Below are 23,888 nucleotides of genomic sequence, written 5' to 3' on the forward strand. Positions count from 1 at the left end.
CCGATGCTGTGCTGTTCCTGGCCTCGCCGCAGGCGCGTCTGGTGACCGGTGCCACGTTGAGCGTGGATGCGGGATACGCCTTGGGTTGAAAGCGACCAGCGACCAGCGGCCAGCAATTATTTTTGCTCAATTTAACCGGGAACCCCGGTTAAATTCACACATTCCAAAGGCTGGTAGCTGGTAGCTGGTAGCTGGTAGCTGGTAGCTGGTAGCTGGTAGCTGGTAGCTGGTAGCTGGTAGCTGTAGCTGGTAGCTGGTAGCTGGTATCTGGTAGCTGGTAGCTGGTAGCTGGTAGCTACCCCACAGTTTGTCCTTCGCGGCGCCTTGCCGCATCATGCCCGCCCTGTTTGCGATCGGATCCATGAATCAACCATGACGGAAACCCTGACCTACAACGCCGAGGGTCTCGAACGACTCCCACTGAAGGATTTCACCGAGAAGGCCTACCTGGACTATTCCATGTACGTCATTCTCGATCGTGCCCTGCCGTATCTGGGCGATGGGCTTAAGCCGGTTCAACGGCGCATTCTCTACGCCATGTCCGAGTTGGGGCTGTCGGCGGCGGCCAAATTCAAGAAATCGGCCCGGACCGTCGGCGACGTGCTCGGCAAGTTTCATCCGCATGGCGATTCGGCCTGCTACGAGGCCATGGTGCTCATGGCCCAGTCCTTCAGCTATCGCTATCCGCTGGTCGACGGACAGGGCAACTGGGGTTCGTCCGACGATCCTAAGTCGTTCGCGGCCATGCGCTATACCGAATCGCGCCTGACGCCCTATGCCGAGCTTCTGCTCGGTGAGCTGGGGCAGGGCACGGTGGATTGGCAGCCGAACTTCGACGGCACCCTGAATGAGCCGCTGCTGCTACCAGCGCGTCTGCCCAATCTGCTGCTCAACGGCACCACCGGCATCGCGGTCGGCATGGCCACCGACATCCCATCGCACAACCTCAGAGAGATCGCGCGGGCCTGCATCCATCTGCTCGACCATCCAGAGGCGAGCGTGACCGATCTGATGCGTTTCGTGCCGGGGCCGGATTTTCCGACCTCGGGCGAGATCGTCACCCCGCCGGAGGATCTGCTCAAGCTCTACCAAACCGGCGGCGGCAGCGTGAAGCAGCGCGCCCGTTATGAGATGGAGCACGGCGATATCGTCATCACGGCCTTGCCCCATCAGGTTTCGGGCAGTCGTGTGCTGGAGCAGATCGCGGCCCAGTTCAATGCCAAGAAGCTGCCCATGATCGAGGACTTCCGCGACGAGTCCGACCATGAGTATCCGATCCGATTGGTTATCGTGCCGCGTTCGAACCGGGTGGACGTCGAGCGTCTTATGTCGCACCTGTTCGCGACCACCGACCTAGAGCGCAGCTATCGGGTCAACATGAATCTGATCGGGCTCAATGGCCGTCCGCGCGTTATGGATCTGCGCGAGATGCTGGCCGAGTGGCTCGTCTTCCGCACCCAGACCGTGCGCCGTCGTCTGCAGCACCGCCTGGAAAAGGTGCTGGAGCGCATGCACCTCCTGGAAGGGCTGTTGATCGCCTTCCTCAATCTCGACGAGGTGATCCGTATCGTCCGGACCGAGGACGAGCCCAAGCCGGTTTTGATGAAGCGTTTCGGTCTGAGCGACGACCAGGCCGAGTACATCCTCAATACCCGTCTGCGCCAGTTGGCGCGGCTTGAGGAGATGAAGATCCGGGGCGAACAGGATGCGCTGGCCGTCGAGCGAGCCGAACTGGAACGTCTACTGGGCGATGCTAAGGCGCTCAACCGCTTGATCCGCGACGAGATCGCCGCCGATGCCGAGAAGTATGGCGATGATCGTCGCTCGCCACTGATCGTCCGGACGGCCGCCAGCGCGATCGACGAGACCGAGCTGGCGCCGAGCGAGCCGGTGACGGTCGTGTTGTCCGAGAAGGGGTGGGTGCGCGCGGCCAAGGGGCACGACGTGGATGCCGAGGGGCTGAGCTATCGCTCGGGCGACCAATTCCTCGGGGCGGCGCGGCTGCGCAGCAATCAGACCGCCGTCTTCCTGGACTCCACCGGGCGTAGTTATTCGCTTGCGGCGCACACGCTGCCCTCGGCGCGCGGACAGGGTGAGCCCTTGACGGGCCGGCTCGATCCGCCACAGGGGGCGCGATTCGTCGCCGTGCTGGGCGACCGGCCCGAGGCGCGCTATCTGCTTGCCAGCGATGCCGGCTATGGCTTCATCGCCCGGTTCGAGGACCTGCTGGCCAAGCCCAAGGCTGGCAAGGCGGTGCTGACCTTGCCCAAGGGGGCGGGGGTCTTGATGCCGGTTTCGGTGGGCGACTCGGCCGGGGCGCGCTTGGCGGCCGTGACCAGCGGCGGACATCTGCTGGTCTTCCCGGTGACCGAGCTGCCCGAGATGGCGCGTGGCAAGGGTAACAAGATCCTCGCGCTTCCGGCCGCCGCCGACGAGCGGATGATCGCGCTCGCCGTGGTGCCCGAGGGAGGCAGTTTGGTCGTGCACTCGGGTAAACGCACCCTGACCCTCAAGCCGGCCGACCTGGAGACGTATCGGGGCGAGCGTGGGCGTCGCGGACGTCTGCTGTCGCGCGGATTTCAGCGGGTCGATGCATTGGAGACCGTCGCACTCCAGGATCCGTGATGTGGATCTCGCTTTCTGCGCGTTGCGCGAACAACAAGGCGCGATGCCTGTAGGCTGGCGTTCCATGCGTTCTCGCGCGGTCGGGCCTTGCCCCTTTGGGCTTCCGCGCTGGCCGCCTTTTCTATAATGGAGAGGATGCCTGAGGCGGTTTCATCGAAAGACTGTACCGACTCGTAGAACGTGGCGGGAACACACCGCATCGGTTGCGAAAGATGCGGTTCGCGCGCTCGCTGCATCCGCATCTACGGGGAGGTTCTTTTCTGGGGACTGTCTTGGTCCGGATTCGGGCCAGGGCGTTTCGGCACGGCTCCGGGGAAGCACGTTATGCGCGCGATCTTCACTCGGTGGCAGGGCTCTCGATCCAGCCGCGCGGACGCACAATGAGCGCATGCTCAGGAGCAATTCGGATGACGGATGCAGCATTGCCGACAATTCTGATCGTCGATGATTCGCCGGAGAACCTCACGGTCCTGAGCGAGCTTTTGCAACCCGAGTATCGAGTGCGTGCGGCGACCTCTGGCGAAAAGGCGTTGCGTGTCGTTGCCACTCCACCGCGACCGGACATCATCCTGCTCGACGTCATGATGCCCGGCATTGACGGCTACGAGGTCTTCTCGCGTTTGCGCAGCGACGAGCGCACCAGTGACATCCCCGTGATCTTCGTCACCGCCATGGATAGTACCGATGCCGAGATCCACGGCCTGGACGTCGGTGCCGTGGACTACATCGCCAAGCCGATCGTCCCGCCCATCCTGCGTGCACGCGTGCGTACTCAGCTCGAACTCAAGCAGGCCCGCGATTGGCTCAGGAATCAGAACAGCTATCTGGAGGGCGAGCTGCTGCGGCGCATGAAGGAGAATCTGCTGGTCCAGGATGTCAGTATTCATGCCTTGGCACATCTGGCCGAGATTCGCGATCCTGAGACGGGCAACCATCTGCGCCGCACCCAGGGCTATGTGCGCGCCTTGGCGAACCGGTTGCGTCATCATCCCAAGTTTGCCCATTTCCTCACCGACCACATCATCGAGCAATTGTTCAAATCGGCCCCCTTGCACGACATCGGCAAGGTTGGCATTCCGGATCATATCCTGCTGAAGCCCGGAAAGCTGACCCCGGAGGAGTGGACGATCATGAAGACCCACGCCAAGCTCGGCAGCGATGCCATCGAATACGCCGAGCGCGATGTCGACCGGCCGGTCGAATTCCTCGTGCTGGCCAAGGATATCGCGCATTATCATCATGAGCGCTGGGATGGAACCGGCTATCCAGACGGCTTGGCCGGCGACGATATCCCCATTTCGGCCCGACTGATGGCACTTGCCGATGTCTTCGATGCCCTCATCTCACCGCGTGTCTATAAGCCGCCCATGACATTTCAAGAGGCTCGGGACATCATCCTCGCCGGGCGCGGCAGCCATTTCGATCCGGACGTCACCGACGCCTTTTCTCAGGCCTACGACGAGTTCCGCGAGATCGCCAAACGCTACACTGAAACCGAGAAGGTCTCGCTGGGTTGATCGTCGCCGGTTCTTGCGTGCCGGCACAGGATGGGTACGCAAGAGCGTCTTGGTGCGGGATGAGCGCATGGAGAGTTCATGAGCAGCGATTCGGATTCGCAGATATCCCATATCCCCCGGGGCGGCATTGTCCTGGTCGTTCTCGTTTATGCCGTCTTCGCTGGCGCTTGGATCCTCTTTTCCGATCCGTTGCTGGGCTGGCTGCTCAAAACGCCGGGCCGCTTCATTTTGATTAGCAGCCTCAAGGGTGGCGTTTTCGTGATCGTCAGCAGCGGACTGCTCTATGTCGTCATGAGGCGTATGTTCCGGCGTCCTTTCGTCGGATCGGGAAACGAACCCCAGGGTTCTCTGACCCTGCCGATGGTCCTGCTCTCCGTCGCCGTCCTCTCCTTCACGGTGGGGGCCATCCTGCTCGATGTTCGGCAGCACAAGGAGAGCACGGCCGAGAACCTGAAAACGATTGCCGAGCTCAAGACCACGCAGCTGGCCGACTGGCTGGACGAGCGTCATGGAGACGCCGAGTTTCTACGCTCCAGCATGAGCGGATCTGATCGATCCCTCCTGCTGGGCCTGGAGCAGGGTGAGGCGGTGGTCGGTAACATGCATCTGCTCGACCGAATGCGCGAGTTTTCCCATCTGAACTCCATCTCCAATGTGGTGGTGACAGATCTGAAGGGCGAGGTACTCTTGGCCTCCGAACCGCTATCGCATCCGCTGTCGTCGCGTCTGGTGCGCGTTATCGGAGAGGCATCCACGTCTCAGGCCATCTCGCTGTTCGGACCCTATTGGGATCGGGAGGGTCGTGTGCATCTGGATTTCATCGTCCCGCTACCGGCTGAGTCCGCAGACACTCCGGGCCTGGTCGTGGTGTTGCATAGCGATCCGGCCGCCTATCTCTATCCCGCTCTTCAGATCTGGCCGCTGCCGACCCAAACCGGTGAGACGCTGCTGTTTCGGGTGGAGGGGGATCAGGTCCAGTTTCTCAATCCGCTGCGTCATCGGGACGATGACGCCGGTCTGTTTTATCTGCCCTTGAAGGACGAGCGACTGCTGGCGGCCAGGTACGGACGGAACGGTCGACTGTTGGGAACCGGTCTCGAGGGGTTGGACTATCGCGGCGCCCCCGCCATGGGCTATGCGATGGCGGTGCCTTGGACCGATTGGATCCTGCTGGTCAAGGTCGATCTCGCCGAGGTCTATGCCGATGCGGTCGGGAGTGGGATCTGGATCGCGCTCGCAGGTCTGTTGGCGCTTCTCATGGTCACCAGCGGTGCCTTCATGCTGCGCCAGCGTCAGCAGCTCGAATGGGCCGAGCGGCTGCACAGGTCCCAGAGCGAGCGACTGAACGCGCTGAATCTGCTCGACGCGATCGTCGACGGCTCCAGCGATGCCATCTTTGCGAAGGATCTTGAGGGTCGCTACATCCTCTTCAATCAGGCGGCGGCGGATTTCGTCGGTCGCGCCTCGGAAGAGGTCGTCGGTTTCACCGACGACGCGCTCTTTTCGTCCGAGCAGAGCGCCCGGATTCGTCAGCACGACCGTTCGGTGATCGAGGCCGGCTGCATCCAGAGCTTCCACGAATATCTGGACACGGCTCAGGGTCCACGCGCCTTTTTGGCCATCAAGGGGCCGTTGCTCGACGCCCAGGGAACCGTCATCGGGATGTTCGGCGTCTCGCGCGACATCACCGAACTCGACCGCATCAATCGTGAACTCTCCGAGGAGACGGCGCGTCGTCAGGCGCTGATCGAAAGCTCGCGCGATGGCATCCTGGTTCTGGATCAGTCCTATCGGATCATCGAGGCCAACGGACGTTTCGCCGAGATGCTGGGTTATGCGTCCCAGGAGGTGGTCGGTCTGGGAATTTGGGATATCGATACGCGTTTTTCGGAGCGGGAGATTCGTGAGCGGTTCGTCGACCACTCCAGTCCGCACGTCCAATTCGAATCCCGTCATCGTCGCAAGGACGGCTCGGAGTACGACGTCGAGGTCAGCACCAGCAGTGTCGTCTGGGGGGTGGATAACCTCGTCCTCTGTATCTGCCGCGATATCACCGATCGCAGACGTGCCGAACAGTTGCTGCGCGACACCAACCAGCTCCTGGCCGAGATGAGCTCCATCGCTCACATCGGTGCCTGGGAGTTCGATTTGGTGACCGGTGAGGGCACCTGGACGGACGAGGTTGCCCATATCCATGGCCTGGATCCCGATCATCCGACGAATTTGCAATTGGGATTGAGCTTTTTCGAGGGCGAGCAACGCGATCGGGTCGAGGCGGCGATCGAGGCGGTCGTGAGCCAGGGTCAAGCCTACGATCTGGAGCTGGAGCTGCACGCGGCGGACGGGCAGGTCAAATGGGTCCGGAACATCGGGCGTCCGGTCTATGAGGATGGACGGATGGTGAAGGTGCGTGGGTCCATACAGGATGTCACGGAGATGAAGCGCGCGAGCCAGGAGATCGAACGTTACCGGCATCATCTCGAGGAGTTGGTCGATACACGCACCGCCGAGCTGCGACGTCAGAGTCAGTCACTGCGCGCCATCATCGACAATATCCCACACATGATCTGGTTGAAGGACCGCGACGGACGTTTCCTGGCGGCGAACCGGGCGATGGGCGAGGCGATGGAGCGGCCCATCAATGAGCTTATCGGCAAGACAGACCTGGATCTCTGGCCGATTTCGTTTGCCGAGCGCTATCGAGCGGACGACGACAGGGTGATGGCATCGGGGCAGCGCATCACGGTCGAGGAGTCCTTTCCGAACCAGTCCGAATCCTTCAACGAGACCCTCAAGGCGCCCGTGCTCGATGACGACGGCAGCGTTTGGGGGACGGTCGGATTCTCGCGCGATATCCGTGCCCAGAAAGAGACCGAACGCGCGCGCGAGGCGGCGCGTGAGGAGGCCGAGGCGGCCAACCGCGCCAAGAGCACCTTCCTGGCCAATATGAGCCACGAGATTCGCACCCCCATGAACGCCATCGTGGGACTGACCTTTCTACTGCGTCAGGGCGGCGTCACGCACGAGCAGGCGGATCGTCTCGCCAAGATCGATTCGGCCGCCCAGCACCTGCTATCGATCGTGAACGATATCCTGGATCTCTCCAAGATCGAGTCCGGTCGGCTGGAACTGGAACAGACCGATTTCGCCCTGTCCAGCATCCTCGATAACGCCTGCTCCATGATCGCCGATCAGGCGCGCTCCAAGGGCGTGGCGATCGAGGTGGATCCGGGCGACGTACCCAAATGGCTGCGGGGCGACCCGACTCGACTGCGTCAGGCGCTGCTCAACTATGTCGGTAACGCCATCAAATTTACCGATCAGGGGCGTATTTTGCTGCGCTGTCGTCTGGTGGAGAAACGCGAATATGCGTGTCTGGTTCGGTTCGAAGTCAGCGATAGCGGGATCGGGATCGCTTCCTCGGAGCTGCCCCGTCTCTTCTCGCCCTTCGCTCAGGCCGACGTCTCGACCACGCGCAAGCATGGCGGAACCGGATTGGGGCTCGCCATCACGCGTCGTCTGGCGCTGCTCATGGGTGGCGATGCTGGTGTGGCCAGCGAGCAGGGACGTGGAAGTACGTTTTGGTTTACCGCTAGGCTCGGGCTGGGCCATGCCGTTTCTGCGGAGGCGAAGCCGAGCGAGCGGGACAACGCCGACGCCGTATTGCGAGCGCGCTATTCCGGGGCGCGTCTGCTGCTCGTGGAGGACAACTTCATTAACCAGGAGGTTGCGCTGGAGCTGCTCCATGCCGTCTCGCTCTCGGTGGACATCGCAGAGAACGGTCAGGAGGCGGTCGAACGGGTCGGGAGCGGTGACTATGCATTGGTGTTGATGGACGTTCAGATGCCTGTCATGGACGGCTTGGAGGCCACCCGTCGGATTCGTGCCGCAGGTACCCATGCTGGCCGACCGATTCTAGCGATGACGGCCAACGCCTTCGATGAGGATCGTCAGGCCTGTCTGCGCGCGGGCATGGACGACTTCGTCCCCAAGCCGGTCGAGCCGAGTGCGCTCTACGCGAGTCTAGTGAAATGGCTGAGTCAGGATGCCGGCGAGGCCGATGCATCCAATGGGATGCCGGTGGATGCTGAGTCAGCAGCGGCTGGTGCGGTCGACTCGTTCGTTGGCATCGAGGGGCTCGATACGGTGCGCGGACTGGCCGCAGTACGCGGACAGACGCGGGTCTATCGGCGTTTGCTCGGACTTTTTGCCCAGTCCCACGGCGCAGATATGGAGCGGCTCTCTGCATTCCTGGAGGCTGGAGAAATGCACGAGGCGCGCCGGCTTGCCCATGCGCTCAAGGGGGCCTCGGCGACCCTTGGGGCCGATCGGTTGTCGGGATTGGCCGCCGGGATCGAGACTGCGTTGCGCCAAGGCGCGGACAAGGAGGATCTCGAAGCGAGTATCCGCGAGGCGGATCTGGTCATGAAGCGGCTGGTGGAGTCGATCGAGACGTTCGGCGAGCGTTCGAGCACGTTCGAATCGGTCGTCGCCGATTCGGAGCGTCTGCATTCCGTTTTGAACGAACTGGAGACGCTCTTGTTGGAGGACGACAGCCGGGCTGTGCAGTTCGCTCGCGATTCGCGCCTGTTGCTGCGCGAGGGGCTCGGCGAGACCTTCGATGGTCTGATGAGCCAAATCGAGAGTTTCGATTTCGATTTCGCCCTGGCGGCCCTGCGCGCGGCACGGCATCTCGTCGATCCCGATCTGCCCGCCAAGTAGGTGCGAATTTATTCGCACTTCCGGCGTTGGCTCATGCGCTAGAGCTGAATCTGATGATGTCTCAGCGGATGTCCCTGGTCGCGGTAGTACCTGAATCGATCGCGACCGGCGGCGCGCAGGGTGGGGTCCAGATCGACCAGATCGCAGACCCGATCGAAGCGCGTGAAGAATCCGGGCACCTCTCGGCCCAGGTTGAGCAGTACCTGGACCTCCGTCTCGGGACGTCCGTCCTCGGCGATCAGAATGGGGGTCAGTTCCTGATCGACCTTGCCGACCAGTCCATGCGGCAGGAAGCTGTCCTCACGATAGGTCCAGAGCAGTCGGTCGAGATGGCGTGCCTCATCGCGGTTCGGGCAGTGGATGAGCAGGCGCAGATCCTGGGCGCGGATGCGTTCCGCCAGACGGCAGGCGACCTGGAAACGGTCGCCTCGGCTCGTGGGTTTCAGGCTGTAGAAGTCGATTTGGGGCATTGACGTCGCTCGTGGGTCGTGAGGATTGCTTGAGGGGAAGCTTTCAGCCTCCAGCGACCAGCTTCCAGCCAGACTTCACAGCTGCGGATGCGGCTCATATCTAGCCACTGCTGGAAGCTGAAGGCTGGAGGCTGGAAGCTTCCCCCCCCCATCATGTCACGCGCGCCAACATGCGCCGGTTGCGGGTTATGGTCGCCCATTCCTTCCCGACCACGAACCAGAGACAGAAGAAGCCCTCGCGCGCCAGTTGGACGAGGGTCGCTGCTCGATGGCTCAGTCGTGGCTCGGCCGGTTCCAGCCGATGGCGAAGTCCCAGGCTGGCGGCCATGAGCCCGAGCCGGGCCAGGTGGTAGCGGTTCGAGACGATCAGGAATCGCGCCTGACGGTCGTTTTCCCGGTTGGCCAGCTCGCGCAAATTGCGCAGGTTGGTGAGCGTGTTGCGCGATTGACCTTCCAGAATCAATGACAGGTCTGGATTTATCACGCTGAGTTCTAGATAGTCGGCCCCGGCCTGCGCCTCGCTGAGGGTAGCATTCGCCGTCCTGCCCCCAAGGATGGCCAGTCGTCCGGCGAACGGTGGGCGCGCGAGGGTTGCTGCACGATCGAGCCGTTGGCGGAAATCGGCGTCGGGTCGATTGCCGATCAGGCGCTTGCCCGGTACCACCAGCCAGCCGCTGTTTTCCGTACGTGAGGCGTGGACTGCTCGGGCGGTCCCGATCACGCGTTTCAGCCAGTAGAGATAGGCGAGTCCGAAGGTCGCAAGGACGACGGCGACGGTCAGTGTGATGGTGAAGAGTCCGTCCCAGTCGAGCTGGCGCGGATTGGGCGTCACGGTGAACTGCCCTCGCGCTGCTCTTCAAGTGGCTGCAGGTCCTGGCGTAGCTGTGGCGGAGGCAGGCGCATGAGCGAACGCCAGAGACCGAGCGGGTAGAAGCTGCGGCGCGCCAGCTTGGCGGCAACCATGCGTACGATGCTCGACGTGTCCTTGAAGGCGCGGTAATGGCTGGGACGGGCGTTCGGATGGTAGAGGGTCGCGATAGGGATGGCGAAGGTGAAATAGCCTTGGCGAGCGGCGTCGATCAGGATCTCGCTCTCGAAGGCGAATCCGGCGTCCGGGCGTGGGTTGGTGGCGAGTCGGTCGACGAGCGGTCCCGGATAGAGCCGGAATCCCGACTGGGTGTCGCGGATGGCCTGTCCGCAGGCCCAGGAGATCCAGAAGTCGGCGAATGCATTGGCGAAGCGGCGCAGCGGTGGTGCCTGCTCGCGACTGTGCAGACGCGCCGCGATCAGGATGCGCTCCGGGTACTCCTGCGCTCGGGCGGTGAGGCGGGGGATGTCCTCGGGTCGATGCTGTCCGTCGGCGTCGATGCTGATGATGTGGCTGGCACCAGCCGCCCGGGCGTGCCGCATTCCGCGCAGCAGGCTGGCGCCTTTGCCTTGATTGTCCGGGTTGTTCAGACGGATGAGCGGCAGGTCGGCGATGGCGGCGGCGGTGCCGTCGGTCGAACCGTCGTCGACCACGACCAGCCGTTCGATCGGTTGCTCCAGCACCCGCAGACAGATATCGCGGATGCTCGCGGCCTCGTTGAAGGCCGGTACCACCACCCAGATGCGGTTCATGTCATGGCTCCATCGAGACAGATGACCTGGCCCGATAGATAGCCCGAGTCGCCGCAGACCAGATAGGCGACCAGATCGGCAACCTCCTCGGGACGCCCCGCGCGGCGCATGGGGACCAGTCGCTCGATGGCGGCCCGGTCGAAGAGTGCTCGGGTCGATTCGCTGTCGATGATGCCGGGCGCGATGGCATTGACTGTGATCCCGCGCTTGGCCAGCTCGCGCGCGAGCGATTTGGTGGCACCGTGCAGACCGGCCTTGGCCGCGGCATAGTTGGTCTGTCCCTGGTTGCCGAGCACCCCGGAGATGGATGAGATGTTGACGATGCGTCCCCAGCGGGTGCCCATCATGGGCAGCAGCAGCGGCTGGGTGACGTTGAAGAAGCCGCTCAACGAGACGTCGACGACGGACTTCCAATGTATGAAGTCCATTCCGGCCATAGGGGCGTCGCGATGGATGCCTGCATTGTTGACCAGGACCTGAATCGGGCCTTCGCTCAACAGGTCGTCCAACGCACGCTTGCTGTCCTCCGGGTCGGTGACGTCGAAGCTCACGGTGGATGCGTTCCCGCCAGCGGCTGCGATTTCCTCGACCAATGCCTCTGCACGCTCCATCCGGCGATGGGTGTGGACATGGACTCGGAGCCCCTCGGCGGCCAGTCGGCGCGCGATGCGGGACCCGATCTCGCCGGTTGCGCCCGTGACCAGTGCCCGTTTCATTCTGTCTCCTGGCGTTGCGCCATGACGGTGAGGCGACCGCTGGACAGTCGCTGCTCGCCGTCCTGTATTTCGAAGCGATAGATAGCGTCCTGCTCCGATCCATGAAGCCGCGTCACCCGGATTTCCAGCGAGCCGTCCAGATCCGAGAGCGGATCGGACGGGAGCTCGACCTGGGATGCTGCGACCAATAGGGCTGGAGTCGGCGGGGCTCCCCGTGCGCGCGCTCGAAGCCCTCCGTGCAACGCGCAGGCCTGTCCGGCATATTCGATGACGTGGGCTACTGCAATGACCCCATCGGTTCGCAGCGGGTTGTCGGTTCCTCGGTGCGAGTGCGTTCGAGCGATCAGTCCATCGGCGTCCCAGGACAGCACCTCGTCGATGAGGCACATGTCGCCCGCGTGCGGGATGAGCGCGCGCAGCGCGTCGCTCAGCATGGAGCTTCACTCGGCATGGGTTGAAATCCAAGGTCGACAGACAGAACGGCACCGTCGAGATAGGGCAGCCGCACCTTGCCCGCGCGTTGCTGGGCGATGGCCTGTAGCAGCGGCAGAACGCGTGCGGCCGGATTGCCCGCACGCATGGACTCCAACGCCGGGGACAGTGCATGCGTTTCGTCCTCTCCTTGCGGATCGGGGGCCGTTATTGGATCGAGCGCCATGCGCGCCAGCGCGGTCTGGCTCCGGTCCCGTGCGAGCAGCAAGGCGCAGGCGAACGGTGTCTCGAAATGCCGATGGATGTCGAGCGTCGGCGGTCCGGGAAGGTCGTAGGCCACCAGCAGGATCTCGTCGCACTCGGTCGCGAGCTGTGTGGCGCACTCCAGAAGCCCGGCGGACAGTGTGGCGTCGCCCGCTGCCAGGCTGGTCGATGGGGACATACAGCCGCTGCCGATCGACCAGTATCCGGCTGCGGCGTTGTGCACCGAGTTGTGGAAGAGGGTCGGCGAGAGCGCGACCGGTTGTTGTGCGATGCCCTCACAGAGCCGGTCGATCAGGCTCAGGTCGCCATCCGAGGAGGCGAAGACGCTGGGCAGATGGGTGAGATCCGCCGCGATCGGCTCGATCGCCTGTCGCGCCGCCTCCATCGCCAGACGGGTCGGCGGCGTCGCGCGGCGGCGCTCGTTGGGCGGCAGCAGCAGGGGGGCGAGCGGCGGCAGTGGGGCCGGCTGGTACTGGATCTCGCCGCGCAGGATGGCCGCAGTCGTGGTCCAGTCGGTCAGGCCGGGTGCAATGACACCGATCGATCGGATCAAGATCGGGGGGATCATCGCGGATACCCCAGGACGAGCGAGGCGTTGGTGCCTCCGAAGCCGAACGCGTTGGTCATGACGATCTGGGGGCTGAATTCGAGGCCCGTCTCCAGGACGTCCAGTGCCAGATCCGGATCTTGGACGCCACGATTGAGGTTGGCGGGCAGGAAGCCCTGTTTCAGCGCCAGCAGACAGATGACCGCCTCGGTTACCCCGGCGGCACCCAGCGTGTGTCCGGTCCAGCCTTTGGTGCCGCTGGCGCGCGGCGGGCGGGTGAAACATTGGGCGATGGCCCGATCCTCGGCACGGTCGTTGGCCGGGGTTCCGGTCGCGTGCAGATTGAGATAGTCGATCGCCTCGGGGGGGAGGCCGGCACGATCGAGTGCGGCGCGCATGGCCAGCGCGGCGCCCAATCCGTTCGGATGGGGCGACGAGATGTGATGCGCGTCGCTGCTCTCGCCGTAGCCGAGCAGCGCGGGACGGCTCGGGCTGGGTGGGAGGCGTTCGAGCAGCACGAATCCGGCGCCCTCGCCGAGCGAGATGCCGCGCCGGTCGCGCCCCCAGGGCTGGCAGGGATGAGGCGAGAGCAGCTCCAGCGAGGCGAATCCATGGAGCGTGGTGGAACAGAGCGTGTCGGTGCCGCCGACGATGGCGGCATCGCAGAGTCCCGACAGCAGATGACGGCTGGCGGTTGCGAAGACCTTGGCGCTCGACGAGCAGGCGGTCGAGACGACCTGGGTCGGGCCGCTGATCCCCAGTCGGGTGCGGCAGAAGGCGCCGAGCGAGAAGTTGCTGTGGGTTTGATCGAAGCGCAGGTCGTCGCCCAGATCCTCGTTGCCGGACAGGGTGCGACGGCGGTAGGCCGCCTCGGTATGTTCCAGGCCCGAGGTGCTGGTGCCGAGAAAGAGACCGATGCGCTCGGGTCCGTAGCCCGCGCGGACACGCTCGACCTCGCGATCGAATCCGTCCTGTTGGAGCGTCAGGTTGGCGAGCCGGTTGTTGCGGCAGTCGAACGCCTGGAGTCCGTCTGGCAATGGGGCCGATTCGAGGTCGGGGACGCGTCCGATCCAGGTGTCGAGCGCAATGCCGGGGAGGTCGCAGTGCGTCAGGCCCGAACGCGCCTCGCGGAGCGCCTGCAGCGAGGCCGAGCATCCGAGTCCCAGTGCGTTGACGAGAGTGAAGGCGGTGACGCTGAGGGGCTCGATAGACATCTGACTCTGCACGGAAAGACAAACACGTTCGGCGCGCATCATAGCAGTTTGTGCTCGCGCCTCAACCGCTCAGACTCGGCCGTCGAGGGCGTGCCAACAGGAAGGTGGCCGGCAGCGCCAAGCCGATGCCGAGCGCGGTGGTGAGACCGATGGCGTGCAGCACCGGGATGCTGGACAGGGCGAGCAGTCCGAACATGAGCAGGCTCGAGAGTGCCGAGAGGGCGACGGCGAAGGCGGCCCGCGCGGATTCGGCCGGATCCGCGCATCGGCGGCTGAGAAAGAGGCTGTAATCGATGCTGAGTCCGAGCACCAACAGCAGAGAAACCAGATGGAAGAGGTTGATCGCGCCTTCGATGGCCAGCAGCAGGCCGTAGTCGAGGACGAGGGTCAGGGCGATGGGCAGGATCACCCTCAGTGTGCGTCCCTGACGGCGGACACCGAGCCAGATGAGTACGCCGATGAGCGCGGCGGCGAGCGTCAGACTGTTCAGCGTCTCCCGGATGAAACGGTCGATCAGTCCGGCGCTGGTCTCGCGCAGGTCGAGATAGCGCAATCCGCTGGCGGGATCGAGCGACTGGAGCGCGGCGATGGCCGCCGGATGATCGGCTCCGATCAACGGGATGAGTCCCACCCATTCAGCGTCGAAGGGCTGGAGCAGCGTCTCAAGTCGTTCGCCGATGGGCGTTCCTTTCAGGTCATCCGGTGTCAGCGGCGTCTGGGCGTGCGCCAGATCCAGGTCGTCCAGAAAGGGCGCGAAGGCACCGGTGCGAAATGGCAGCCCGGCGACGGCCTGATCGAGTCGCCGTTGCAGCTGGTCCCGGGTCGGTAGCTCGGATTGACGGGCGCGCTGGGTGGCTTGGCTGGGCAGGATCCGCGTGGGTGTGTCGAAGCCGGCGATGAGGCTGGCGTCGACCAGTCGATTCAGTTCGGTGCTCGATGACTCGATGCGTTGCAGCACCTGTTCGGGATTCGTGCCGACGACGAAGAGGATCTGCGCCACCTCGGGTGCGCCCAGCTCGGCGCGCAGACGTTGGTCCAGGGCGATCTCGGACCTGGGGACCGTGCTGAGACGCGAGAGATCGCTGCTCCAGGGATCTGGATGAAGCGCCAGCAGCGCGGTCAGGAGTCCGGTCAGGCCGAGCGCGATGAGACGGGCGGGGCAGCTGTCGAGGGTCGGTAGACGGTCGAGCAGGCCGGGCAGGGCACTGGGCGCCTTCCAACGGTAAGGCTCCGGGAGCAGGGCTGGCAGCAGAAACCTGGAGCAGGCAGCGGCGCTGGCCAGCCCGGCTCCGGCGAGCACCCCCAGCTGGGCCAGTCCCTCGAATTCGGCCAATGCCAGGGCCGCGTATCCGCAGACCGTGGTGACGACCGCGAGCAGCAGGCTCGGCCCGATCCCGCTCAGGCCTCCGATGTCCCCATCCCGGCGCTCGGTGTGCACGAAGATGTGCACCGGGTAGTCCATCGCCACACCCATGAGGGTTACGCCGAGTGCCAGGGTGATGCCCTGGATGGAGCCGAAGGTCAGGACGACGGCGGTGGTGCCGATCAGGATGCCGGTCGCCAGCGGCAAGGCGCCGATCAGCACCAGTCGCGGCGAGCGGAAGGCGGCGAACAGCAGGGTCGCAACCACCAGTGACGCGGCGGCGCTGAGCCAGGTCGTCTGGGTCTGGATGGTCTCCTGCGATCCGATGGCGAAATAGCCCGGTCCGCTGATCGCCAGATGCAGCTGCGCGCTGTCGGCGAGCGCGGCGAATCCGGTTCGAACGGCTGTGACGGCCTCGGCCTGGGCCGCCAGGTCCGATGCCTGGGCGCGCGTCTCGGCCAGCAGCAATGCCTCGCGACCGTCTTGTGAGACCCAGACGCCGTGCCGCTGGTGTGGTCTGGTGGGCGGTTTCAGTCCGAGCAGCAAGGCGCGCAAGCAGCCGGTCGGGTCTCGGGCGATGAGCGATGTGTCGATCGGCGGCATGGGACCGGCCAGCTCATCCAGGCGCCGTTCGAGCGCACGACGCAGACCTTCCGTGCCGAGATCCATCTGACAGGGTTCTCGCGGGCCGATCAGATAGCGGTGCGCGAGCGCCGGCGCCAGAGCGTCCGCCTCGAAGGTCTCCGAACCGTTGGCGACACGCCGAAAGCGCCCGCTGGCATCGAGCGCGGCGCTCAGTGCCCGGCTGGCGTCCGCCAGACGCTCCGGATCCAGATCGCCCTGGAGCGCGATCAGCAGGGTCCTGGCGGCGATCCCCTCGCGCAACTGGTTCAGCAACAGATGTTCCTGGAGGGTCGCCGTGCGCGGCAGGAACATGGAGAGGTCGCGATGCAGCGTCGTCTGGTTCAGGTTCCAGAGCATCAGAAGCAGCAGGCAGAGTAGCCAGACGGCGAGCAGAGGGCCGGTTCGCGGGAGGCGCATGCGGGGTGCCATCAAACCAGTCTCGAGGTCTTCGTCTCTTGCGAGAGCGCTTTGCAACCTGGGCAACGGATTGAAGCGTTTGGTGTCCCTTGCCAGTCGATGGCCGTTGGGGCGTTCACTGCGTGCTCCGGCAGTCCTTATCCGGCCCAGAGCACGCCAGCAGTCGCTGATTGCTCAGTCGCATGCTGCGTCGGTCGCCGTTGCCTTCCACGATCTCCAGCCGATCGATCCGGTTCTCGACTCCCGTGATGCGAATCGTTTGGACGATGTTGCCGATACCGCGCTCGCGCGGGGTGAGCGCGAGTGTCCAGCTGTCCGTTCGGGGTTGGTAGTCAAGTTCGAAGTGTCTGCGCAGTCGATCCAGGTTGCCGGCGAAGGTCGCCCTCAGTGCCAGCACGACACTGGCGAGAGCGGCCTGATCCGAGATCATGAACTGGGCTTTGCTGTCCCCTTCGATCACCTCCACGCGATCCCCATCGATATGGACGGCATCGCCCCGGTCGCTGGTCTTGCTCAAATGGTCGGGGGCCTGGTAGCGGAGATGGCCGCGCGATTCAAGTGGCTGGTCGAGCAGCGAGAGCTCGACCGTCTCGCGATACTCGGCCTCGACCTGGGTCACCTGGGCGAGCGAGCGCATCCGTGTCTCCAGGTCGATCGGCGCGGCGATCGGGTCCGCCGTGCACAGCAGGAGTCCGATGGCGGCCATGGCGACTGCGGCCAAGGGACGTTGGCGTCGGCGGCCAATGCTGGGTCGACACCAAGACGCTTGGCTGGATCTGGGTTGGTTCTCCAGCCGATCAGGTTTCATCCCAGAAGTCATAGAAGTTGAACCAGTTGTAGGGTGCCTGGCGGGCGTGGTGTTCGAGCCGCTCGGCATAGCGTTGGGTCCATCGCTCCACGGCCTGGGCGCGCTGACCGCGATTCGGGGCGATCACCTCGGTGAGGGGTTCGAAGATGACGTCGTAGCGGTTGCCGCCGCGATAGAGCCCGAAGAAGAGCACGACGGGTGCGCGGGTCGCGGCCGCGAGCGTCATGGGGCCGATCGGAAGGCGTGCCGGTCGGCCCATGAAGTGGTAGGTCAGGGTGCCTTCGTTCGTTCTGGCTCGGTCGCCGAGCAGTGCCACCATGCAGCCCAGGTCCAGACTCTCCTTGACCTGCAGCAGGCTTTCCGGGGTGCCGAGCGGGATGATGGTCGCGGCGGCCTGCGGATTGAGCGCGTGCAGGATCTCGGTGATGACCTGATTGTGCTCGGGGACCATGAGCACCTTGAGCGGCAGGTTGCGGCGTCCGATGGCCAGGGCGCGCACCACCTCGAAGCTGCCCAGATGCGAGCCGAGCAGCAGGAATCCCTGTCCCGCGTCGATGCGTTCCAGGACGCACTCGGGGTTGTGCAGCCGGATATCGAGCAGGTCCTCGCGGCCCGAGAGCAGAAACAGCCGGTCGAGGATGGTCGCCGCGAAGCAGTGGATGTGACGGGCGACGTCGAACAGGCTCGCCGCTCGGCCGAGCGCGCGGTTCAGATAGAGTCGGGAGGCGATGCGCTGCGGTCTGGCCTTGATGAGGAAATAGAGCGTGATGGGGTAAAGGAAGGCTCGGGCCACCGGGCGTCCGAGACGCAGTCCGATCCAGCGAATCAGCCGCAGCGATGCGCGCGATCCGCGCTCGTGTTGGGCGGTCCATTGCAGGCTCATGGCGTGATGGTCAGACGTCCGGCACAGATGCTTCGGCCGCTCTGGAGACAGCGGAAATCCAGTGCGCGCCCGTCGCGCGCCGGGCCGAATTCGACCTCTGCCTCGCGTCCCGGGATCAGAGGATGCTGGAATTTGATGAAATCCAGATGGCTAGAGCCGGTTGGGCAAAGGGCGAGGATGCGTTCGAGGATCACCGAGCCCGGAACCATGGGGGTCCCGGGGAAGTGTCCGGCCAGTGCCGGGTGATCTGCCGGGACGCTGAATCGGATCGCGCGTGTCATGTCTTCCGCCCCTCCTCGGATTTCAGGAGTGCGAGCAGCCATTGGTGGGGCGTCTTGCCGACCTCGTTGCGCGGCAAGGCATCGACGAAGAGGATGGGGCGCGGAATGAAGACCGGGTCGATCTGTTCGCGCAGCCGGGCGATGAGTTCGGCGCGATCGAGTCCGTGCGCGACCAGGATGGCGGCGAGACGGCTGGGCGATGGATCTCGGTCGTCCGGGACCAGGATCACGCCCTCGCGCACGCCTGGGATGGCGTTCAGCGTGCGGTTGAGATCGGCGAGCGAGGCGCGTTTGCCGCCGATATTGACCATGTCGCTGCCTCGGCCCAGGAGCCGGAAATGGGTCTCGTCGATCAGCTCCAGTCGGTCGTTGAGCGGGATGCTGCCGGGCAGGAAGTCGGCCTCGACCTGGGTCCGCTCGGCGTCCAGCTGGGTGGCCCGGACACCGTCGTACCACTGCCAGATCGGACCGGCGACGGTGCGGCGGCTGGCGATGGACCCGGCTTCGGTACAGCCGTAGATCTCGTTGACCTGGGTCGAGAACGTCGACTCGACCGATCGCGCCAGGTCGGTGTCGAGCGGGGCGGTGGCCGAGATGACGCGGTCGATCTCGGGCCATTTCAGCCCAGCCTTGAGGCAGGCGCGCAGATGGACGGGCGTGGTCACCAGGATGCGCGGACGGCGGGTTTCGGCGAGGGCGCGACGAACGTCCTCGGGGAAGAAGGGACGGCCGGCATGGGCGGAGGCGCCGGTCGCCAGCGGGATGAAGACCGAGAGTTCCAGGCCGTACATATGCTGCGGCGGTACGGTGGCGACGATGTTGGTCTCGGGTCCGATGCCGAAGCGTTCGGCTGCGCGCAGCGAGCAACGCATCTGGTCGCTCCAGCGCTTGGCGTGCGGCTGGGGCGTGCCGGTGCTGCCGGAGGTGAAGGCGATGATGGCGTCCGCTCGATCGGACAGATCGGGGACGCGAGCCGGTTTCAGATCCGCGGGGTCCGGTTCATGGATGTTGTGATGTGGCAGGCTCGGGTCCGTGGCCTCGCCGTCCGAGAGCGTCACGCAGCCCGGATAACGCTCGGCGATTCCACGCACGGTGGCGTCGAGCCGGTTGGGCGGCAAGAGTGTGGGGATGTCGCGCACCAGGGCCGCGCACAGCGACAGCATGAAGCGATAGCGATCCTCGCAGAGATTGATGAGGTGCGTCGCCGGCGGTAGTCGCTCTGCGATCAGTGCGACCTGGGAGAGGAATGTCTCGCGCGAAATGGTTCTGCCCTCTCGCCAGGCGATCGGTCCTCCCCGCCGGTGGGCGGGCATAAGCGCATTCACGCGAGGATCCCCCATCAATGCGTGCGGTTGGCCGCGATGTGGGCGCAGAGATCGCGTAGCGAGGCGAAGATGGAGCGGACGTTCGGGTCCTGGGAGCTGATGGTCACGCCGTATGTTTGGGTGACGGCCAGCGAGAGCTCCAGGGCATCGATCGAGTCCAGCCCCAGGCCGTCGCCGAACAAGGGGGCGGTGGGGGAGATCTCCGAGACCTGCATGCCATCGAGATGCAGGGTCTCGATGATCAGTTGAGCGACTTCTTGTTCGAGTGGTGCAAGCGTTTCCAAATTGACTTCCTTAAAGGCCTAATCCGAGTCAGAGCCCCGGTTTAAGCGCTGTGTATTCGTTCATGATGGCATGGAGGACCGATCGCTTGACGGCGGAGAACCCCGATGCCTTCAGGGCGGTCTCGATGGTTCTGGGAGGAACGCACCGATCGACCGTATCCCAATAGTATTGCATCAGGCGTCGCGCATCCGTGCGACCTGTCACCAGGACCGCCAGCGAGGGCACCAGATGCTTGAGATAGAGGCGTGTCATACGGTAGCCCAGCGGCGAATCGGGCGGCACCATCTCCAGCAGCAGGAGTCGCCCACCCGGCTTGAGCACGCGAAGATATTCGTCGAAGGCCACCCTCAGATCGCAGACATGGCGTAGCGCGTAGCCCATGGATATGAGGTCCACCGAGGCGTCTTCGAGCGGCAGCGATTCGGCGATACCGCAGGCGCGGTTCTCGACGCCCCGTTTGCCCGCCTGTTGGAGCATCGGCAGGCTGGGGTCGATGGCGATGACGGTGCCCTCGGGACCGACCAGTTCCGAGGCATGTCGGGCCAGGACCCCGGTGCCGGTGGCGATGTCGAGCACCCGGTCTCCGGTCCGAATGCCGGCGCGACGCAGTGCCTCCAGCCGGTAACGCTCGCCGGTGCCGAGGCTCATCCAGCGGTTGATGCGGTCGTAGCTCGGCGCGGTCTGGTCGAAGAGCTGGCGAATATAGGGAACGCGCTGCTCGCGGCCGGCGTAGTGTTCGTCCAGGACCGGGTGGGGCGGGAGCTCGGCGGATGGCGTCTTGGTGCGAGTCATGGCGATGGCTCTTGGCTTGGCGGACGCAGGCGGCGTATGGGGGCGCGTCGCATGGGAGTCGGTTCGGTTCGGCGGGACCCGGAGGCCATGCCTGGCCTGTCCGAGGAGGCTCGACGGTTCAGTTCGCTGCGACGCATGGCTCAAGCACGCCCTCGATCTCGATCGCGAGATCGCGCCGACAGATCGCGCCGCGCAGATACTGGATCGCGGTCGCCGGCCCGCACCAGTGGCGCAGGGTCGGCTCGATCCAGTCGATCTCGTGTGGGGCGCGGACATAGACGCGGAGCAGATCCGGGCGACGTCCTCCGGGTGCTCCGGTCGCCTCGATCAGCGTCTCCAGATTGCGCAGCGTCTCGGTCAGTTGCGCCTCGGGCTGATCCGGGTGGTTCGAGGCGTGTCCCACGACGCTCGCCGTGCCCGAGAGGAAGAGCCTGTCCGACAGGCCGCCGGCGCCCCGCATGGCGCGCGCAAAGTAGGGTGGTCGGATGCCGTACTCTGGTGGATAGCGATAGGCCGGGACCTGGCGAGGATTCTCGACCGCCGTCCCCGGCGAGCGTGCGAACAGCCCGTAGACCAGGAGCCCCCCGCAATGGGTGCCGATGGCGCTGGCGGCCGGGATGCGCTCGATTCCGAATCCGGCGCGGTCGAAGGCGTTGGCCCGACCGGTGCTGAACGCCCGGTAGCCGTCCTGTCCGTCGGCCGGGTCGTGGATCGCCTCGACGAGGTTCCAGAGGCGCAGCGGATGCGGATAGCCGCGCCGAGCCGTCAGGTCGAGCATCTCCGTATAGAGTGCCTCGGTCGTTGCGGCGAGTGCGTTGCGGTCGGTGTCCTCGATCAGTCGATGGGCCAGCATCAGGTCCTCGCCTTCCACAAAGCCCATGCCGCCCTCCCAGCCGAGATCCTCGATTCGCTCGACGCCCCAGTGCTCGAGCGGTTGGCTCGGCCCTAGTGGAGCGAGACCGACGGTCAGCGCGCGCGGATCCTCCGAGCGCAGATGTCGGTGGCCGAAGCGAATCTGGGCGAAGGTGCGTGCGTCGAGTGGAGTGGGCTCGACACTGTCCGCGATCCGATATGACAGTATCATCTGGTGCGGTGTCGCGGCCTTGGGGCGGGAGCTGTCGTTGGCATGATCGCGGTCTGTTCTGAGTGAGTTCGACAGGTTCCTTGGGCCGTCCGTCATTGCGCCAGGCCGCCTGACGGGGACGGCGGGAGTCTACGCATAGCGCTGATTCGCATCAAGGTAATCGGCGGTTGGGTTTTTGAATGCGGCTGTTGTCCGGGGGGATGGAATGCGCGTGTTGGTCGAGGTCGTTCGTAAGGCGAGGCGGACCGTTCGGGTCTCCTGGCATGGCTCTGGGAGGACGGTTGAAAGCGGGCTTTTGGTCCTGGTGCTGCTCGGTGCGGGTGCCGTCCAGGCCGCGCGCGAACCGCTGTGGGAGGTCGCGCTCGGTGGCGGCGCACTCACCTTGCCCGACTATCGCGGCGCGGGCCAGTCCAATGGCTACGTCTATCCATTCGTCCTGCCCTATTATCGCGGCGATGTGTTCAAGTCGGACGAGAACGGCATCCGTGGGCTCTTCTTCGAGTCCGAGCGCATCAAGCTGGATGTGAGTTTGGACGGGACCGTCCCGGCATCGAGCAGCGACGATCCGGCGCGTCGCGGTATGGACGATCTGGATCCGACCTTTCAGATCGGCCCTATGTTTCGCTATCTGTTATGGGATCGCGAGGATCGGAATCGTTCGTTGAGTCTCAACCTGCCGGTTCGCGCGGCCTTCGCCGTGGGGAGCGGGCTCCAGCACATCGGTTATACCTTCTATCCCCATCTCACCTATCGACAGGATCTGGACCTGCTTGGAGAGCGCTGGCGGGTGCGTCTGTCGGGCGGTCCCATGCTTGGGACCGAGAGCCATCACGACTATTTCTACCGCGTCTCCAGTCGGGACGCGACGCCCGGGCGCGCGGCCTACGATCCTGACGGCGGTTATGGGGGCGTGCGGATGATCGGGACCCTCTACCACCGTCACAAGGATTTTCTGGTCAATGTCTATGCCATGTACGACTCGGTCGATGGGGCCGTCTTCGACGACAGCCCGCTGGTCCGGCGCGACAGTGGTGTGACCTTCGGTTTCCTGGTGAGCTGGTTTCTGTTCAGGTCGGACCGGACGGTCGAGACGGGTGGTCTGGATTGGTGAGGCGCGGGCCAGAAGGGCCGCTCCCGAATCGCATCTGTTCGCCGCCTGAAGCCGAGCGCCGCTCGATGCGGAAACGCTCGGCAAGATTCGGTGCCCCCCGGAGTCGGCTCATGCCTCATCCGGGCTACGGGGCTCGATCAGAAGCCGTCGGTGGAGGTGAAGAGTCCGACGCGCAGGTCCTTGGTGGTGTAGATGGTACGTCCGTCGACCTGGACGACACCGTCGCCGATGCCGAGTACCAGCTTGCGGCTGATGACCCGCTTTATGTCGACGTGGTAGGTGACCTTCTTGGCGGTCGGAAGCACCTGGCCGGTGAATTTGACCTCGCCGACGCCGAGCGCGCGTCCATGTCCGGGGTTGCCGATCCAGCCTAGATAGAAGCCGACCATCTGCCAGAGCGCGTCGAGACCCAGGCAGCCGGGCATCACGGGGTCGCCGGGGAAGTGGCACTCGAAGAACCAGAGGTCGGGGCGGACGTCGAGTTCGGCGATGATTTCGCCCTTGCCGTTGGCGCCGCCGAAGTTCGCGATGCGCGCGATGCGGTCCATCATCAGCATGTTCGGGGTTGGCAATTGGGCATTGCCTGGGCCGAACATCTCGCCGTGGCCACAGGCCAGGAGTTGATCGCGGTCGAATGAGGCTTCTTTGTTCATGTGATCCTTGTGTTCTTCAAGTGGTTGGCGTTTGGCTTTCCATGCCCTTGCGTAGCGGAATCGCTGCCAGGTTGTGGGTCATTCGTCTCGAATTCCCGACCTCGTCTGCGCGGATGTCGCAGTCTCCGCGCAGGC

At 64.6% G+C, this 23,888-nt stretch carries 20 protein-coding genes; 4 read left to right on the forward strand and 16 right to left on the reverse strand.

Annotation, left to right across the window (positions count from 1 at the left end; genetic code table 11):
- The first annotated feature begins 372 nt into the window (after window positions 1-372).
- The 3 genes from parC (at window position 373) to THIDRDRAFT_RS23980 (ending at window position 8,864) form a co-directional block, all read left to right on the forward strand.
- Window positions 373-2,625: a DNA topoisomerase IV subunit A gene (parC, locus tag THIDRDRAFT_RS16420; RefSeq protein ID WP_007042009.1), complete on the forward strand. Its 2,253-nt coding sequence runs from the start codon at window positions 373-375 to the stop codon at window positions 2,623-2,625.
- Window positions 2,626-3,032: 407 nt separating this feature from the next.
- The gene (locus THIDRDRAFT_RS16425; protein ID WP_007042010.1) at window positions 3,033-4,142 is read left to right on the forward strand and encodes a response regulator; all 1,110 of its coding nucleotides are present in this window, start codon (window positions 3,033-3,035) and stop codon (window positions 4,140-4,142) included.
- A 78-nt stretch (window positions 4,143-4,220) separates the two neighbouring features.
- Window positions 4,221-8,864 carry a PAS domain-containing sensor histidine kinase gene (locus THIDRDRAFT_RS23980; RefSeq protein WP_007042011.1) on the forward strand — a complete coding sequence of 1,548 codons (4,644 nt, stop codon included), beginning with the start codon at window positions 4,221-4,223 and terminating at the stop codon, window positions 8,862-8,864.
- A gap of 38 nt (window positions 8,865-8,902) precedes the next feature.
- Here the strand turns inward: THIDRDRAFT_RS23980 and THIDRDRAFT_RS16435 are convergent, their stop codons facing one another.
- The 15 genes from THIDRDRAFT_RS16435 to THIDRDRAFT_RS16510 all read right to left on the reverse strand — a co-directional run bounded on the left by THIDRDRAFT_RS16435 (window position 8,903) and on the right by THIDRDRAFT_RS16510 (window position 21,989).
- On the reverse strand, window positions 8,903-9,334 hold the full coding sequence (locus THIDRDRAFT_RS16435) for a DNA polymerase III subunit chi (protein WP_007042012.1): 432 nt from the start codon (window positions 9,332-9,334) through the stop codon (window positions 8,903-8,905).
- Between the two features lie 151 nt (window positions 9,335-9,485).
- A complete protein-coding gene (locus THIDRDRAFT_RS16440; protein ID WP_007042013.1) occupies window positions 9,486-10,166 on the reverse strand; it encodes a YdcF family protein in 681 nt (226 codons plus the stop codon).
- Entirely contained in the window at window positions 10,163-10,954 is a 792-nt protein-coding gene (locus THIDRDRAFT_RS16445; RefSeq protein ID WP_007042014.1) for a glycosyltransferase family 2 protein, read from the reverse strand. The genes THIDRDRAFT_RS16440 and THIDRDRAFT_RS16445 overlap by 4 nt, the downstream gene beginning before the upstream one ends.
- Window positions 10,951-11,670: a 3-oxoacyl-ACP reductase FabG gene (gene fabG / locus THIDRDRAFT_RS16450; protein ID WP_007042015.1), complete on the reverse strand. Its 720-nt coding sequence runs from the start codon at window positions 11,668-11,670 to the stop codon at window positions 10,951-10,953. Before fabG ends, THIDRDRAFT_RS16445 begins: the two co-directional genes overlap by 4 nt.
- Window positions 11,667-12,104, reverse strand: a complete 438-nt coding sequence (locus THIDRDRAFT_RS16455) for a hotdog family protein (protein ID WP_007042016.1) — start codon at window positions 12,102-12,104, stop codon at window positions 11,667-11,669. The genes fabG and THIDRDRAFT_RS16455 overlap by 4 nt, the downstream gene beginning before the upstream one ends.
- Entirely contained in the window at window positions 12,098-12,934 is an 837-nt protein-coding gene (locus THIDRDRAFT_RS16460; protein ID WP_007042017.1) for a beta-ketoacyl synthase chain length factor, read from the reverse strand. Before THIDRDRAFT_RS16460 ends, THIDRDRAFT_RS16455 begins: the two co-directional genes overlap by 7 nt.
- Entirely contained in the window at window positions 12,931-14,121 is a 1,191-nt protein-coding gene (locus tag THIDRDRAFT_RS16465) for a beta-ketoacyl-[acyl-carrier-protein] synthase family protein (RefSeq protein WP_040845157.1), read from the reverse strand. The genes THIDRDRAFT_RS16460 and THIDRDRAFT_RS16465 overlap by 4 nt, the downstream gene beginning before the upstream one ends.
- Window positions 14,122-14,188: 67 nt before the next feature.
- The gene (locus THIDRDRAFT_RS16470) at window positions 14,189-16,543 is read right to left on the reverse strand and encodes an MMPL family transporter (RefSeq protein WP_007042019.1); all 2,355 of its coding nucleotides are present in this window, start codon (window positions 16,541-16,543) and stop codon (window positions 14,189-14,191) included.
- A gap of 103 nt (window positions 16,544-16,646) precedes the next feature.
- Entirely contained in the window at window positions 16,647-17,339 is a 693-nt protein-coding gene (locus THIDRDRAFT_RS16475; protein WP_139058781.1) for an outer membrane lipoprotein carrier protein LolA, read from the reverse strand.
- The gene (locus tag THIDRDRAFT_RS16485; protein ID WP_007042021.1) at window positions 17,329-18,222 is read right to left on the reverse strand and encodes a lysophospholipid acyltransferase family protein; all 894 of its coding nucleotides are present in this window, start codon (window positions 18,220-18,222) and stop codon (window positions 17,329-17,331) included. The genes THIDRDRAFT_RS16475 and THIDRDRAFT_RS16485 overlap by 11 nt, the downstream gene beginning before the upstream one ends.
- Entirely contained in the window at window positions 18,219-18,503 is a 285-nt protein-coding gene (locus THIDRDRAFT_RS16490) for an ApeI family dehydratase (RefSeq protein WP_007042022.1), read from the reverse strand. Before THIDRDRAFT_RS16490 ends, THIDRDRAFT_RS16485 begins: the two co-directional genes overlap by 4 nt.
- Window positions 18,500-19,828, reverse strand: a complete 1,329-nt coding sequence (locus THIDRDRAFT_RS16495) for an AMP-binding protein (protein ID WP_159105425.1) — start codon at window positions 19,826-19,828, stop codon at window positions 18,500-18,502. Before THIDRDRAFT_RS16495 ends, THIDRDRAFT_RS16490 begins: the two co-directional genes overlap by 4 nt.
- Window positions 19,829-19,842: 14 nt before the next feature.
- Window positions 19,843-20,112, reverse strand: a complete 270-nt coding sequence (locus THIDRDRAFT_RS16500; RefSeq protein WP_007042024.1) for a phosphopantetheine-binding protein — start codon at window positions 20,110-20,112, stop codon at window positions 19,843-19,845.
- Between the two features lie 28 nt (window positions 20,113-20,140).
- Entirely contained in the window at window positions 20,141-20,905 is a 765-nt protein-coding gene (locus THIDRDRAFT_RS16505) for a class I SAM-dependent methyltransferase (protein WP_007042025.1), read from the reverse strand.
- A 118-nt stretch (window positions 20,906-21,023) separates the two neighbouring features.
- Window positions 21,024-21,989, reverse strand: a complete 966-nt coding sequence (locus THIDRDRAFT_RS16510) for a chorismate transformation FkbO/Hyg5 family protein (protein WP_050984749.1) — start codon at window positions 21,987-21,989, stop codon at window positions 21,024-21,026.
- A 205-nt stretch (window positions 21,990-22,194) separates the two neighbouring features.
- Between THIDRDRAFT_RS16510 and THIDRDRAFT_RS16515 the strand changes: the two genes are divergently transcribed.
- Window positions 22,195-23,100 carry a MipA/OmpV family protein gene (locus THIDRDRAFT_RS16515; protein ID WP_007042027.1) on the forward strand — a complete coding sequence of 302 codons (906 nt, stop codon included), beginning with the start codon at window positions 22,195-22,197 and terminating at the stop codon, window positions 23,098-23,100.
- Between the two features lie 137 nt (window positions 23,101-23,237).
- On the opposite strand, the gene fabA is transcribed toward THIDRDRAFT_RS16515, so the two are convergent.
- The gene (gene fabA / locus THIDRDRAFT_RS16520) at window positions 23,238-23,753 is read right to left on the reverse strand and encodes a 3-hydroxyacyl-[acyl-carrier-protein] dehydratase FabA (RefSeq protein WP_007042028.1); all 516 of its coding nucleotides are present in this window, start codon (window positions 23,751-23,753) and stop codon (window positions 23,238-23,240) included.
- Window positions 23,754-23,888: the final 135 nt, after the last annotated feature.

Origin of the sequence: Thiorhodococcus drewsii AZ1 (assembly GCF_000224065.1) — a bacterium.
Classification (GTDB): domain Bacteria; phylum Pseudomonadota; class Gammaproteobacteria; order Chromatiales; family Chromatiaceae; genus Imhoffiella; species Imhoffiella drewsii.